Consider the following 13,758-nt stretch of genomic DNA (forward strand, 5'->3'; position numbering starts at 1 on the left):
TGACGACCGGCCTCCCAGGGGCTGTGCTCCCGCGGGAGCTCACGGACATCAGCGAGGCGGTCCGCAAGGCTCCTCCCCCGCCGATACCGGAATTGGCGTGGCCCAACACGATTCGCGTTGCCGACCCCGACGGTCCGGACGCGGAAATGGTGGCGGAGTGGATGAACCGGCCGCATCTGGCCACCACCTGGGAGTACAACTGGCCGGTGGCCCGTTGGCGTACCCATCTGCGCGCCCAGGTCGAGGGCGCATACTCGCGGCCGCTCATCCTCAGCATCAAGGGTGTGGATCGCGCATACCTGGAGATCTACCGGGCCGCCAAGGACTCCATCGCCCGGTGTTACCCCAGCCAGCCACATGATCTGGGGCTGCACGGGGCGATCGCGGACGAGGAGATGGTGAACCGCGGCCTGGGCCCTCTGATACTTCGCAAGGTGATCGCCAGCATCATCGTCAATGACCCTGCGTGCCAACGGATTATGTTCGACCCGGACCATCGCAACACGACGGTGCGTCGGCTCTGCGAGTTTCTGGGTTGCGAATTCCTCGGTGAACACGACATGCCGAACCGGCGCATGGCGCTGTACGCGCTGGAGCGGACAACGGCTCATTAGATCTCGGCTTCCACCGTCACGAAAGAACGTACGGACGGAACGCTTATCGGCACATTCCCTGGTATCGCGCCCCGGCGGCGCATAGTGAATTGACCTCGGTGTCCGCATTAGTACGCTTATTCACAGCTCAGTACGGGGTGGAAATTCTGTCCGCGATGAGCTGCCTAAAGCAAGCGAGTCATCGACGGTGTCATGGGACTTCCCTATATAGATGAGAAGGCGCTTGTCGCCGAAGCTGGCGGCGACCCCTGGGCGATTAATGCAAGCCTGCAGGCGGGCAGCCCGTTGCACATCTCGAATCTAGCCGCTGCCTTTCATCGCGCGGGCCGATGCACCGCGGAGTCTGACAACGCCTTCCAGCAAGCCCGCAGCCGCTTCGAAGCCGCCTGGAACCACCAGGACGGCGGTCATCCGATCAACGACTCCGAAGAAGTCCAGCGGGTGGTGAAATCTCTTGGAGCGCAGTCGTTGCAGCTACCCAAGATCGGAGCGGACCTAGAGAACATCGCCGCGGCGTTGGCCGACGCACAGAAGGCCGGCGCGGCGCGGATCGCTGCTCTGGACGCGCAGTTGAAGAGCATCTCGGACTCGGTTGTGCAGGCCGTCAACCTGTTGAACAACGACAAAAGCCTCACCGCCGCCGACAAGGACGCAGTGCATGCGTTCATCAACACGTGTGAAGACGACGCCGTCCGGGACACCAAGGCGGCGCTCGCCGCACTGCAGTCAATTCGCAACGGCTACTCCGACGGCCTTAAGAAGTCGCTGGATAGCCTTCACGCCGAAGGGTATGACGGCGCGCCCCTCCACGGCGCCGACGCTGACGGTGTCGCCCCGCCGTCTCCCGCCCAACAAGCCGCGCTGGCGGAGATCCGCCAAGTCACCAAACAGGCGGTGGCGGACCAGCTGGCCAAGGTACGTGCTGCGCGGGACGCTCTCAATAAGGCCGCGGCCGACGCGTACACCCACGGCCCAGGGTCGCCGGAAGCCGAGGCCGCCAATGCCAAGCTGCCCAAGCTCAAGGACGATCTTGCGAAGGCTCTCGACGACCTGCGCAAGATACCCGACTACACCGGCATCGATCTCGCGTCGGTGAGCATCACCCCCGACGGGCATTTCATGTTCACCTACAACGACAAGGGACAGCCCGTACAGGTAATCGGCCAGCTCAAGAACGGATCGGGCGAGTTCTTTGACCAGGCCACCGGCACCTACTACAGCTTCAACGGCGGCAAGTTGACCGGCATGCGCACACCGGATCCCGGGCAAGTGGAAGCCACCCCCGAACCGCTATGGACCGCCATCACCCTGGCGGTCGGGGGGCCGGGGCTGAAGGCCGGCGGGGAGGCGCTTTTACAAGGCGCGAAGGCGCTATTCGGTCGAGAAGCGTTTGAGGGCCTGACGTCCGAAAGTCTGACGGCCAGTGGCATGACCGGGCCAGAATTGCGTGGCGCCCTGGCCGAGGCGGATCTCCCCCCGCACGGTGCACCTGGGGTCGGAGGTGAACCCGTCCCCGGCACGCATCCTCTTGAGCCGCCTCCGGTCGAGCACGCTCCGCCGGCCGCTGACGCACCGGTCGAACATGCGCCAGCTGGGCCTCACGCACCTGTATTGCCCGACAGCCCACCGCCCGTTGCGATTGACCCAGCGCATCCGGAATTCATCCTCGACGACCCCCTGCGCTACATGCCTCCCGAGTTGCGAGCGCTATCTGAACAGCATCTGACCGGCAGTGGCGAAACCGTCCTCGGACCATTCCAACCGGAGAACGGAAGCCCCTCCTACATCGACGTCGCACGCGACCACAATGCCAGTTATTTTGATCTCGGCGATGCGTGGTATTCATTCACACCCACTGAGCAACTGGCTGCCAATCAGCATGTACTGGATGTCGCGATCGCAAACCGGGACACTATTACACTGTCAGTACCATATGACGAGATCAAGCCCAACACCTTCACTGCTGCCGAGATCCAATATCTCAAAAACCACGGCTATCAAAGGATCGGCGACTCTACCTTTGTTCCACCACAATTGGGAGGTAGGCGATGAGGACCCTATTAGAGTTTTACCTTAACTACTTCGATTTTTTGTACCTCGACCCGCGCTACCGGATTACAAATTCGAAGACAGGGAACGCCACCATCAATGGATCATTGACCGTGACGGGACCAATTATCACATGGCTGGTTGTCAACGACCGGGGACAAATGCAAATCTCACTAGCGCCAACGTGCCTTGCGTTGCCGCGAAACTGGTTTTGGGTCTCGCTCATCAAGCAATATATCAACCATGAACCCGAAATCGAGTACCTCTCCGCGACCGATGAAGTTGAGTGGATGCGCCAGAACGCCACTCGTGTCGAAGAGCTTTTCTCCGACTCGTCTACAGTGGCGAACGTGTGTGAAGAATTGAAGGAGTTGAGACGCGCTAATGCAGACAAATATTGGTCACAGTAGCGTGAGGGCGGGCCTGGCCAAATCCGACCTTTTATCTCGCACAAATAGGATCCGGAGAAAATGAAGACATTGCTGGAGTTCTTCATTGAAAACTTCGGGTTCTTGTATGTGGATCCCCGCTACCGCATTACGGATTCGGTCACGTCCGGCATACCCACAATCAACGCCGGCCTGAATCTGACGGGCCCACTTCTCAGCTGGTCTATAGACAACGATCGAGGAATCCTGGGGATTGCCGTCGCACCGACTGAACTGGCAGGCTCACCGGACAACTGGTTCCCAATATCGCTCATTCGACAGCACCTCGACGACAACGACGAGCTGAACCGCGCAGGCCCCGCGGAGAAGGCGACGTGGACTCGCACCAACCTCAGCCGAATCGAAGAAATGTTCTCTTCAGCTAACATGCAAAGGTCGTGCGAAGAGTTAATCGCCCTGGGAAAGGCGCGGGCAGAGAAGTACTTCGGCCCGCCAATTACGTAACCCTGCACGCGCTACACGAATGCACCTCGCCGCTTGGCTCCGCGCCTACGAGCGCACCCACCGGGAGATCTCCGGAGTGACGGGATCGGTGATGTCATTGAATTCGGGATGCTTCTTGAGCACCGTGCCGATCATCGAGCACACCGGAACAATGCGCTTACCCTCGTCGCGCGCCTCGTTGAGCGCCTCCTCGACCAGGATGGTCGCCAGCCCACGTCCGCCGTACGCCGGGTCGATTTCGGTGTGGTAGAAGACGCGCTGATCGCCACGGTCGGCGAAATCGGCCAGCCCGACCGTCTTACCGTCGACGGCGATCGTGTACTTCCCGTCCTCGAGGCGCACCGTGGCTTCGGCGCCGGTCTTATCGGTTGTCATCTGTATTTCCCTTCCTTTGCGGTACTGGCCGTGGCCGGAGCCGAACGGTCGGCAGCGGTGGCGCGGGCAGCCGGGCGACGTTTCCCCGGTAGCCCTGGACGGCGCCGAATCGATCGTCGGCGTCCTCCCACAATCTGCGGTACTCGGCGATGTCCTGGTGGCTTCGCCCGACGAAGTTCCACCACATCACCAGCTCTTCGGTGAAGGGCGCGCCGCCGAGCAGCAGCACTCGTGCCGGCCCCTCCCCCGCGTTGTGCATCTGCAGCTGCGCCGGCCCGGGGCTTCGATACGCCAGGTCGGCGATCGTCAGGGCCGTCCCGTCCACGCGCACGGTCCCTAAGTCACAGAGCACCCCGTGCTCGAAGGTCGGGTCGACGTCAACGTCCAGCGTGGTCCCGGGGTCGAGTTCGATCTGGGCGCCCAATAGCGGTGTGAATGTTGGTACCGGCGAACGGCTTCCGGCCAGCTCACCGAGAAAGACGTGCGCCCGCGCGCCCGGCAATGCCACGGGCGGCGGTGTGTAATGGGCGAAGTCTCGCCCGGTGTCGCGGTCGGAGGCGGGCAGCGCGACCCAGAGCTGGACACCGTGCAAGGGGGCGCCGGAATCCACCGACACTTCCGAATGACAAATGCCGGCCCCGGCGGTCATCAGGTTCAGCTCGCCGGGCCGAACGGCCGCGAGTACGCCGGCGCTGTCGCGGTGCTCCACTTCCCCACTGAACAACCAGCTGACGGTTTGTAGTCCCGTGTGCGGGTGCGGCGGCACATCCATCCGCGCGGCTACCGGCCCGTAATGGTCGACGAAACACCACGCGCCGACGAGTGAGCGCTGCCGTTGCGGAAGCGTGCGTTGCACCCGAATCGCCCTCGGGCCGCCCAACGGCACTTCGCGCGGATGCAGCACTTCCACCATCGTGGGGGTGTCCGAGTGTTGTGCAGCGGCACAGGAGAGTTCGGCCGGGGCGACCTCCAGGTTGCTCATCGTCCATCCTCCGTCGCGGGGCCCGCACGCAGCGCCGTCATCCGCGACCGTACCCGGCGTCCCTACTTGCGCGGGGGCCGCAGCACCTTCATGGCGAGCCGCATGACAGGCTCGGGCACCCGATCCTTCATCGACAGCGCGCTATCGGCGGCCCGTGACCGCAACGGGGTGCCGCGCCCGAAGACCCGGTTCAGCGCTCCCCCGGACGGCTCGAGGACCACATGCAGCGGCGGGGTCCCGACGGCGGCGCCCAGCGCGTTGGAGATGACCATCCGCTGGATCTCGCTGGTGCCTTCAAAGATGGTGTACAGCTTGGCATCCCGATACCACTTCTCGACGGGATGGTCGGTGATGTAGCCCCAGCCGCCCATGGTCTGGATGGCACGTTCGGTGGCCTTCACCGCGACTTCGCTGGCGGCCATCTTCGACATCGAACCTTCTCCCCGCTCGAAGGGAACGTTGTTGGCCGCCATCCACGACGCACGCCAGGTCAGCAGCCGCGCGGCGTCGATCTGGGTGGCCAGCTCCGCCAGCGGGAAGGCGATGCCCTGGTTGTCGATGATCGGCCCGCCGAAGGCCTCGCGCTCGGTGGCGTACGTGGTGGCGTATTCGAGTGCCGCACGCGCGATGCCGATGGCCTGGGCGGCGACCATGGGCCGGGTCTGCTCGAAGGTGCCCAGCGTCGCCGAACCGGACCGCTTGCCGCCAGCCACCACCTCCCTGGCCTTGGCAAGCTTGTGTTCTAGCTTCTCTTGTCCGCCAAGCAGATTCGCTCCGGGAACGCGCACACCTTCGAAGAGCAACTCGGCGGTATGGGAGGCCCGGCAACCCAGCTTGTCCAGCTTTCGCACCAGCTTCAGGCCCGGTGTGCCACCGGGCACGACGAACAAGGCCTGACCGCGGTGGCCGAGCTCCTCGTCCACCACGGCGTTGACCACGTGCACGTTGGCGATGCCGCCATTGCCGATCCACATCTTATGGCCGTCGATGATCCAGTCGTCACCGTCGCGACGCGCGTGGGTACGCAGGTTGCGCACATCGCTGCCGCCCTCGGGCTCCGAGATCGCCAGTGCCGCGAGCTTGAGATCGCCTGGGGTGCCGAAACATTCGGGCGCCCACTCCAGCATCTGCTCGGGAGACGCGGCCTGCCCGATCGCCGACAGTGCCAGCGCCGGCATGACAATCGCCAAACCGATCCCGGCACAACCCCAAAACAGCTCCTCCATGAACATCGGTAGGGAGATGCCGGTCGGATCACCGATCAGATCGCGGTAAAACAGCGGGCTGTAAAAGCCGCGCCGAGCCGCCTCCTCGAGCACCGGCCACGGGAACTCCTGGCGCTGGTCATACTCAAGCGCTACCGGACGGATGCATTCTTCGGCGAACTCGTGTGTGCGCCTGGCAAGGTCGTGCTGTGCTGCCGTCGGGGTCAGGTCGAACGTCATGGGTGCGCCTCTGGGTCGACAGACTGGTTCTGCCGACCCCGACTACCCCATTGACCGGCTCAGCAAACTGCTGCCCCGGGCGTCGCCGAATTGTCAGGCGGCCGAACGGGGTTTGATTTGCGCCAACGGCAGGTGCAGCACGACCGCGGGCACCGCGACGGCCTCGTGTTCGTGGCGTGCCAGCAGCGCCGCGTTCTCGGGCAGCTGTCGGGCACTGATCTCGCCGGAGGCGATGCGTCGCAGGACCTCGTGGGCGTGCGCGAGCTGTTCCCGCTTGCGGTACTGGCCGCCCGGTAGCTTCACGCCCGCCCACACGCCGTACTCCTCGCGGTGCGCGATGGCGTGTGCGGCGCACCGACGCTGCTGCGCCAGCGGGCAGCGGCGCAGGCACTGGATTCGCGCCTCGGTGGCCGACCGCTCGTACGCGCGCGCCTTCGCGGCGCCGTCACCACCGTCGTCGTCGGGGTAGCCGAACCAAAGCTCCGGGTTGGCTGCGCAGGGGTGTCCCATGTCGGTCTCCTTGTCGAGCGTGAAACGTAGACAGAAGCGTATACACATGGTGCAGCGCGGCGCAAGAGAAACGTGACAGAAACGTATAAACCGATAACCACGACCGCCTCTGTGTAATATCCGGCCCATGGCCGGAGCGTGCGGTGACCCGTGAATCCGCTGGTGCGGCTATCCGCGCGTTGCGTGAATCGCGCGATTGGTCACTAGCCGATCTCGCCGCCGCGACCGGGGTCAGCATCATGGGACTGAGCTTTTTGGAGCGCGGCGCCCGCAAGCCGCACAAAAGCACAGTTCAAAAGATCGAGAACGGCCTTGGCCTGCCACCGGGCACCTATTCGCGGCTCCTGGTGGCCGCCGATCCGGAGGCCGAGCTGGCGCGTTTGATGGCCGCCCAGCCGCCCGCCCCGGTGCCCGCGCGGCGCAGCGGGCCGGTCGTGGTCGACCGCCACAGCGACACGGAAGTGCTGGAAGGCTATGCCGAGGCACAGCTCGACGCCCTCAAATCCGTCATCGATCGACTGCCTGCGACAACATCAAACGAATATGAGACGTATATTCTGTCTGTGATCGCGCAATGCGTGAAGGCCGAGATGCTGGCCGCCAGCTCCTGGCGGGTGGCGGTGGGTGCCGGGGCCGACTCGACCGGCCGGTTGATGGAGCATTTGCAGGCCTTGGAGGCGACCCGCGCAGCGCTGTTGAAGCGGATGCCGAACAGCCTGGGCGCCCGCTTCGACCGGGCGTGCACGCAGTCGTCATTGCCGGAGACCGTCATCGCCGCACTCGTCGGCGTCGATGTCGACGAGATGTGGGACATCCGCAACCGGGGAGCGATCCCGCCGGGCGCCCTCCCCCGCGTGCGCGCCTTCACCGACGCCGTCGAGTCGCAACCAGAAGGTGCGAGCCAGGACGACGACGGGGGGACATCATGAATGACACCGACGTCGAGGCGCTGAGCCGGGCCCATCAACTGTTCGCCGGCCGCACCCAGCCGTCATCCCTGGATACGGCGACCGGGCATCACCGCAACGTGTTGCAGCGCGCCGCCCGGTTGGGCAACACGATGGCGCACGGCGGTTACCAACTCGCGGTCGACCACAGCCGGCAACGCCTCACGGAGGCAGCCGGCACCGACGCCGCGGCCGGCGACATCATCGCCGGCGCGCACCGCGACCGGGCGCAGGCCCGCGAGCTCACCAGGACGGTCCTGGACGCGGCCCTCGCCGATGCCACCACGACGCCGTCGACGCCGTTGGCCCAGCGAGAGGCGCTGCGGCGGCGCGCGACTCGGCTACGGGCGCAGCGGGCCCACGTCGTGTCGGCCCGCCTGCGCGCGCGACGGCGCCATGCGGAACTGCTCGCCTTGCGCTATCGGCTGCGGCGGCTGGGCATCTCGGGGCTGCGGGGCGTGCCGGCCGACCGAGCGGCGGTGGCGGTGCGTGCGGCATTGTCCCGACTGGGCCGACCGTACGTGTGGGGCGCGACCGGACCCGACCAGTTCGATTGTTCGGGCCTGGTCCAGTGGAGCTACGCCCAGGCCGGTATTCACCTGGATCGCACCACCTATCAACAGATCAACGACGGTATCCCGGTGGCCCGCACGCAAGTGCGGCCCGGGGATCTGGTGTTTCCGCACGCCGGTCACGTGCAGCTGGCCATCGGGAACAACCTCGTTGTGGAGGCGCCCTATTCGGGTGCCTCGGTGCGAATCAGCCGACTGGGCAACAACGTTGCGATCCGCCGACCGATATGACAGAACACGAGCGCCCGGTGACGCGGGCACGACGAGAAGGGTGAGCCGATGCCGGAACAACCCGGACCTTCGTTAGAGGCCGTCGAGGCGCGGCGCTCGGCACTGGCGAGTCAGCATGGCGCCGCGTCCGAAGCCGACCGTTTGCTGAACGAGGTGCTTTCCAGCGCTCACGATGCGGCGCGCGAGAGCGTCAGGCGGCTGGACTCCATCGCCGAACAGATCGACCACGCGACCGTGCACCAGGCGGACCTCGCCCTCGATACGCCCATGGGGGCGCGTGAGTTTCAGAAGTTCCTGCTGGCCAAGCAACGCGAGATCGCGTCGGTCGTGGCCGAGGCGCGCGAATTCGGGCAGGCCAAAAAGGCTGTGCTGCAGAGTCTTCGGGACCAGTACGCCGCCGAAAGCGGCTAACCGGAACTAGTCCACACCGCCCAGCGCACTGAATTGTCACCGACCATGCCCGTGAGTACCGTCGCCCGACATGGAGGGGTCGCGTGTTTACCGGCAGCAGCGTTCGAGCGGGCTGCGCCGCCGCCCGCCCGGCTGATGTCCGCGTATGACGACCTGCTCGCCGCGGTCAAATACGTGCGAGACCGCACCGGCGATCCGAACGCATGGCAGACGGGATTGGCACCCGCCGAAGTGACCGCCGTGATCACCCCGACCACCCGCCCCGACCAGGTTGAGGCGATCTTGCGCAAGATCCGCCAACAGCACCCGGGCGTCTTCGGCGCGGGAGCAACCCCCAACCCGCCCGTGGGCCGTCCTCCCGCCGAAACCACGCCGCCGCCGGATCGCGAATCGGGCGAGGCGGCCGATGCCATCGCGCACGCCGAAGCCGCTCTGGCACAACAGAACTCGGCTAGCTCCCAACTGGACATGCAGGTGGTCTCGGCCATCCTGAACGCGCACCTGCGCGCGGTGGACGGCAGAGACGCGCTCACCAGGCTGCAACAAGAGACCGAAGCAGCCGTACGGACCAGGTCAGACCTGGACACACCGGCGGGAGCGCGCGACTTCCAGCGGTTCCTCATCGGCAAGCTCCGCGATATCCGCGAGGTCGTCCTGAACGCCAGCCTGGACGACACGTCGAAGTCAGCGCTGATGGCCGCCTGGACGTCGCTGTACGACGCCTCCAAGGGCGACCCGAAGCCTGCCGGCGAACAACCGCGGGCGGCGGTGGCCGTTGGCGATGCGCCGGCGGCGGGAGCGCCCGACGATCCCGACGCCGAGTGGGATCCGCTGCTGGACTCCTTATTCGGCGACGATGATGGTCTGCTGCCCGGCGATGTTCCCGGCCTGGATCCAACCGCCGGCGCCGCGATCCCGCCCGCATCGCAACAGCCGTTCGCACCGGCCATGCCCACCTTTGGTGGCGGGTCCCTGCCGGGGCTGGGCTCGGTGCCCGGATCCATGGCCGGTTGGGACGGGGCCGGCGGCCTTTCCGGCTTACGCGGTGCCGACGGGACCGACCCGGCTCTGGAAGAACCGGCCGACGACGAACTGCCCGACGCCCAAGACCAGGATCCGGGCGCGCAGGACGCCTCGAACGAGGCCGGCGACGGGACCGACGATCAGCCGGGCTCGTCGGATGAGCCGACGGCCGGCCCCACACCGGTGACCCTGCCGGACGGTGAAACGGTCACCGCTGCGAGCCCGCAGTTGGCCGCCGCGATCAAGGCCGCCGTCGCCGGCACCCCGATAGCGGAGGCCTTCCAACAGCAGGGAATGACCATCCCCCCACCGGGAACCGCGGTGCCCAGCCCCATCGATTCCCTGCAGGTGACGCCGGGCGATATCGGGATGTTCACCGATCGTCACGCGCTGGCCCTCAGCCCCGGCAAGGCGCTGCTCGACGGCCAAATTCAACGCATCGCCACCGTGAGCGGGCCGAGCTTCCTAGGCTGGGAGCATCCGCCGGCGGCGACCGCGGCACCAGCGACGCCGGCCAAGCCTGACCCACCGACACCTACCCGGCCGGCGACCTCGTCGACCACCTGACAAAAATGAACTCGTCGGCAGTGCCGGCGGTCGTCAACAGGAGACAGCGGATGGCAGATTCGATTCATGTAGTGCCTGCGCACCTACGTCAGGCTGCCGCGCACCACCAGGACACCTCGGAGTACCTGCGTACCGTCCCGTCGTCGCACCCCGCGATCCAAGAGAGCCTGGATTCGCTCGGGCCGATCTTCAGCGAGCTGCGTGACGCGGGCCGTGAGCTGCTGGAACTTCGACGCCAGTGCTACGAGCAGCAAGCTGCCGACCACGCCGATTTGGCCGACAAGCTGACCGATTCGGCGGCGATGTGGGAACAGCACGAGCAGGAGGCGGCCGGGAAGTTCGGCGACATCGTCGACCGCGGTCGATGACCGACGCGAATCCCGCTTTCGACACTGTTCACCCGAGTGGACACATCCTCGTCCGCTCCTGCCGCGGCGGCTACATGCACAGCGTCGCGCTGAGCGAAGAGGCGATGGAAACCGATGCCGAGACGCTGGCGCAGGGCATTCTGCTGACCGCCGACGTCTCATGCCTCAAAGCGTTGCTGGAAATTCGCGACGAGATCGTCGCCGCCGGGCATACGCCCTCCGCGGAGGTTCCGACCCCGCGTGACCTCGACGCGGCCATCGAAAAGTTGCTGGCGCACAAACTGCGTCGCCGCAACGGCGCGATCTAGCGGGCCGTCATGCGCGCCGCCGGCCTAGCGGAGCCACGGCTTGGCGACGCTGGGATCGGGCGCGATACCGGTCGGCGGCTCTACCGGGTTGGGGCCGAACAACTCTCGTGCGCGAGCCAGCAAGGTGCGGACCTCGTCGAGTTGCTGCTGCAGTGCAGAATCAGCCATGTCCTCACGCTACCCAGGGCCCTGCGAACACACAATTCACTGACCGCACAAGTCGTCGGCCGGGTCCCGGTACGCTTAGCCGGTGGCGGTCTTCGGTCGGATGTCGGCGCGCCAGCGCCTCCGGAGAGCTACCCGGGAATCACTGGCGACGCCGGCTTTCAGCTCTCCTATCGACTGCACCCCGTGGGTGACAGGCGGGCTGTGGCCTGCCGAGTTGTCGACGGTGACGGCCGAAACGGCAACTCTCGCTGAACATCTCAAGGCCGACCTGCAACGAATTGCGCACGCCGCCAACGACGAACTGAAGTTACTCAAGCGGGCGGGCATGACCGACCCGTCGCGCCAGGCGGCCGAGGCGCGGGTCATCGAGGAGGCCCGGGCCCGCGCCGTGCGCCGAGTCGAATCGACAATCCGCTACCTGCATGCCGTGAAGAGCGGACCCCGACCCCCCGCTCCTCCCCCACCGCGGCCGGAGCCGCCCCGCGCGGACCTGGACAAGACGCAGGTGCTGCCCACAATCCGTGAGGTCAGGGCCGTCCCCGAAGCGCCCGCGCCGGGTCAACCAGAGCCGACACCACCGGGCGCAAGGCGTCGTCGTCGCCAGTCCGCGCCCGACCCGGTCGCCGAAAGTGCAACGCCGCAGGCGGCTCGGCGGGAACCCGCCGACGCGTCCCACCTCGACGACACACAAGTCATCCCGGTGATCAGGTCCGAGCCGGTTCTGCCGGCGCCACCGGAGTCTGCACCCGAGCCGCCTTCGGACGAGGCCGACTCCGGTCGCCATCACGCGGTGGTCGAGCCGCCCGCCGTTCGCGACGAACCGGAGGCGGCCAGCGAGCCGGCCACTTCCGACGACGAGCCCGTCGGGACCACCGACGCATCCCACCTCGAACAGACGCAGGTCATTCCGGTGATCACGCAGGCGGAGCCGGCGCCCGCGGCGCCGGTGCAGCGTGCACCCGAGCCGGCACCGGACCAGGCCGACTCCGGCCGCCACCACGCGATCGTCGACGAGCCGGTCACCGCCAGCGCGGAGCCCGAGGCGCCGCGGGAAGCCGCCGCCGAAGCCATCCCGGCAACCGCCGATGCCAACCCGGCCGAGGTCGAGCCCGAGACGGCCGCCTTCGCCGCGGCCCGGCCGCACATCGAAAAGCCTTCACCACCAAAGGGATTCGACGACCAGCGGCTGAACCGGCTGCTCGAATTCGTGGTGCGGCAGGAGCCGCGCCTGAATTGGGCGATCGGAGATCGCGCCGACGGCACGACGGTGTTGGTCACCGATCTCGCTCACGGATGGATACCGTCAGGCATCAGCCTTCCCGCCGGAGTTCGGTTGCTGGAACCCGAGCGCCGCAGCGGCAGGGTCGCCGCGCTGATGGGCGAAACGGTCCGCGTCGTCACTTACACTCCCGGTGATTCATTGCGCCGCTCGGTCGATTTCGCGGCCACCCGATCGTCGGTGGAGCCGCGGGCACTGCCCGCCATCGATGATCTGGCGAGCGTGCTGAGTGCGACTACGCGTGGGCGTGACGACCTGCCCAAGATCGTGCCCCGGTTGGCGGAAGCCGCTGCCGCGGGAACCGTCGTCGTCGACCAGGAGGTCGACGTGCTGCGGGTCCATCTCGATACCGCCCGCTACCAGCTCCTCGTTCAGTATCCGAACGTCAATCCCGCGCTTCTGCTCAAGTGCCTCCTGATGGCCGCCACCGAGGGCATTGCCAGCGGCGACTCGGTGTCGGCGAATTACCACCTCGCGTGGTACCAAAAGCTCGCCGCGTGACCGCCCGGCAGGTCGGCTGCACACCTGTCCGCGTCTGAATTGACGCTGGTCGGAGGGCTCGACGATACTGTCAGGGTGGCGGGTTCGGGCAGTCGCGCGAATCTCAGCGAGAAGGATCTCGTCGAATCGGTTCTTCGGGAACTGAGCGAGGCGGCCGACAAGTGGGAAGCCCTTGTGGCGCAGGCCGAAGCCGTCACCTACAGCGTCGACCTGGGCGACGTCTATGCGGTCGCGAATTCCGACGGCCGGCTGCTCGAGCTGACTCTGCATCCCGGGGTGATGACCGGGTACGGCCACGGAGAGCTGGCTGAACGCCTGAACCTCGCGATCACCGCACTGCGCGAGGAAGCCGAGGCGGAGAACCAGGCGAGTTACGGCGGTCCCCTGCACTGACGCGTTTCACGCGCTCATCGCCCGGCGCTTGGGTTGATGGGCGCCGGCTCTCTTCGCGCGTTTCACGCGCTCATCGCCCGGCGCTTGGGTTGATGGGCGCCGGCTCTCTTCGCGCGTTTCAC

Annotated in this window: 17 protein-coding genes; 12 read left to right on the forward strand and 5 right to left on the reverse strand. The window is 66.3% G+C overall.

Annotation, left to right across the window (positions count from 1 at the left end):
• The first annotated feature begins 23 nt into the window (after positions 1–23).
• The 4 genes from A5646_RS20265 (at position 24) to A5646_RS20275 (ending at position 3,556) form a co-directional block, all read left to right on the forward strand.
• Positions 24–614: a GNAT family N-acetyltransferase gene (locus tag A5646_RS20265; RefSeq protein WP_066861772.1), complete on the forward strand. Its 591-nt coding sequence runs from the start codon at positions 24–26 to the stop codon at positions 612–614.
• Positions 615–806: 192 nt separating this feature from the next.
• Positions 807–2,666 (forward strand): hypothetical protein, encoded by a 1,860-nt coding sequence (locus A5646_RS20270; RefSeq protein WP_067023787.1) that lies wholly within the window; start codon positions 807–809, stop codon positions 2,664–2,666.
• Entirely contained in the window at positions 2,663–3,073 is a 411-nt protein-coding gene (locus A5646_RS28385; RefSeq protein WP_082984797.1) for a hypothetical protein, read from the forward strand. The genes A5646_RS20270 and A5646_RS28385 overlap by 4 nt, the downstream gene beginning before the upstream one ends.
• Before the next feature lie 60 nt (positions 3,074–3,133).
• A complete protein-coding gene (locus A5646_RS20275) occupies positions 3,134–3,556 on the forward strand; it encodes a hypothetical protein (protein WP_067023790.1) in 423 nt (140 codons plus the stop codon).
• A gap of 45 nt (positions 3,557–3,601) precedes the next feature.
• Here A5646_RS20275 and A5646_RS20280 read toward each other — a convergent pair whose 3' ends face one another.
• The 4 genes from A5646_RS20280 to A5646_RS20295 form a co-directional block, all read right to left on the reverse strand.
• Positions 3,602–3,931, reverse strand: a complete 330-nt coding sequence (locus tag A5646_RS20280; protein ID WP_066861766.1) for a GNAT family N-acetyltransferase — start codon at positions 3,929–3,931, stop codon at positions 3,602–3,604.
• Positions 3,918–4,913, reverse strand: a complete 996-nt coding sequence (locus tag A5646_RS20285) for a pirin family protein (RefSeq protein ID WP_066878886.1) — start codon at positions 4,911–4,913, stop codon at positions 3,918–3,920. The genes A5646_RS20280 and A5646_RS20285 overlap by 14 nt, the downstream gene beginning before the upstream one ends.
• A 62-nt stretch (positions 4,914–4,975) precedes the next feature.
• Positions 4,976–6,358 carry an acyl-CoA dehydrogenase family protein gene (locus tag A5646_RS20290; protein ID WP_066861762.1) on the reverse strand — a complete coding sequence of 461 codons (1,383 nt, stop codon included), beginning with the start codon at positions 6,356–6,358 and terminating at the stop codon, positions 4,976–4,978.
• Positions 6,359–6,451: 93 nt separating this feature from the next.
• Positions 6,452–6,868, reverse strand: a complete 417-nt coding sequence (locus tag A5646_RS20295) for a WhiB family transcriptional regulator (RefSeq protein WP_067023793.1) — start codon at positions 6,866–6,868, stop codon at positions 6,452–6,454.
• A gap of 143 nt (positions 6,869–7,011) precedes the next feature.
• Here A5646_RS20295 and A5646_RS20300 point away from each other — a divergent pair, with 143 nt between their 5' ends.
• From A5646_RS20300 to A5646_RS20325, 6 genes are all read left to right on the forward strand, one after another.
• A complete protein-coding gene (locus A5646_RS20300; RefSeq protein ID WP_067023796.1) occupies positions 7,012–7,797 on the forward strand; it encodes a helix-turn-helix domain-containing protein in 786 nt (261 codons plus the stop codon).
• Entirely contained in the window at positions 7,794–8,618 is an 825-nt protein-coding gene (locus A5646_RS20305; RefSeq protein WP_067023797.1) for a C40 family peptidase, read from the forward strand. Before A5646_RS20300 ends, A5646_RS20305 begins: the two co-directional genes overlap by 4 nt.
• Before the next feature lie 48 nt (positions 8,619–8,666).
• Entirely contained in the window at positions 8,667–9,029 is a 363-nt protein-coding gene (locus A5646_RS20310) for a DUF4226 domain-containing protein (RefSeq protein ID WP_066878880.1), read from the forward strand.
• Between the two features lie 135 nt (positions 9,030–9,164).
• A complete protein-coding gene (locus A5646_RS20315; protein ID WP_067023798.1) occupies positions 9,165–10,619 on the forward strand; it encodes a DUF4226 domain-containing protein in 1,455 nt (484 codons plus the stop codon).
• A 50-nt stretch (positions 10,620–10,669) separates the two neighbouring features.
• Positions 10,670–10,987 (forward strand): ESX-1 secretion-associated protein, encoded by a 318-nt coding sequence (locus A5646_RS20320; protein WP_066861971.1) that lies wholly within the window; start codon positions 10,670–10,672, stop codon positions 10,985–10,987.
• Positions 10,984–11,295, forward strand: a complete 312-nt coding sequence (locus A5646_RS20325) for a DUF2694 family protein (RefSeq protein WP_066861738.1) — start codon at positions 10,984–10,986, stop codon at positions 11,293–11,295. The genes A5646_RS20320 and A5646_RS20325 overlap by 4 nt, the downstream gene beginning before the upstream one ends.
• Positions 11,296–11,319: 24 nt before the next feature.
• On the opposite strand, the gene A5646_RS29530 is transcribed toward A5646_RS20325, so the two are convergent.
• The gene (locus A5646_RS29530) at positions 11,320–11,463 is read right to left on the reverse strand and encodes a hypothetical protein (protein WP_170880091.1); all 144 of its coding nucleotides are present in this window, start codon (positions 11,461–11,463) and stop codon (positions 11,320–11,322) included.
• Positions 11,464–11,545: 82 nt separating this feature from the next.
• Here A5646_RS29530 and A5646_RS20330 point away from each other — a divergent pair, with 82 nt between their 5' ends.
• Together A5646_RS20330 and A5646_RS20335 are read left to right on the forward strand one after the other, a co-directional pair.
• On the forward strand, positions 11,546–13,243 hold the full coding sequence (locus tag A5646_RS20330; RefSeq protein WP_067023799.1) for a DUF5631 domain-containing protein: 1,698 nt from the start codon (positions 11,546–11,548) through the stop codon (positions 13,241–13,243).
• A 75-nt stretch (positions 13,244–13,318) separates the two neighbouring features.
• Complete coding sequence (locus tag A5646_RS20335) at positions 13,319–13,636, forward strand: DUF2710 family protein (RefSeq protein ID WP_066861731.1); 318 nt, start codon at positions 13,319–13,321, stop codon at positions 13,634–13,636.
• The last annotated feature ends 122 nt before the right edge of the window (positions 13,637–13,758 follow it).

Origin of the sequence: Mycobacterium sp. 1245499.0 (assembly GCF_001673615.1) — a bacterium.
GTDB classification, from domain to species: Bacteria; Actinomycetota; Actinomycetes; order Mycobacteriales; family Mycobacteriaceae; genus Mycobacterium; species Mycobacterium europaeum_A.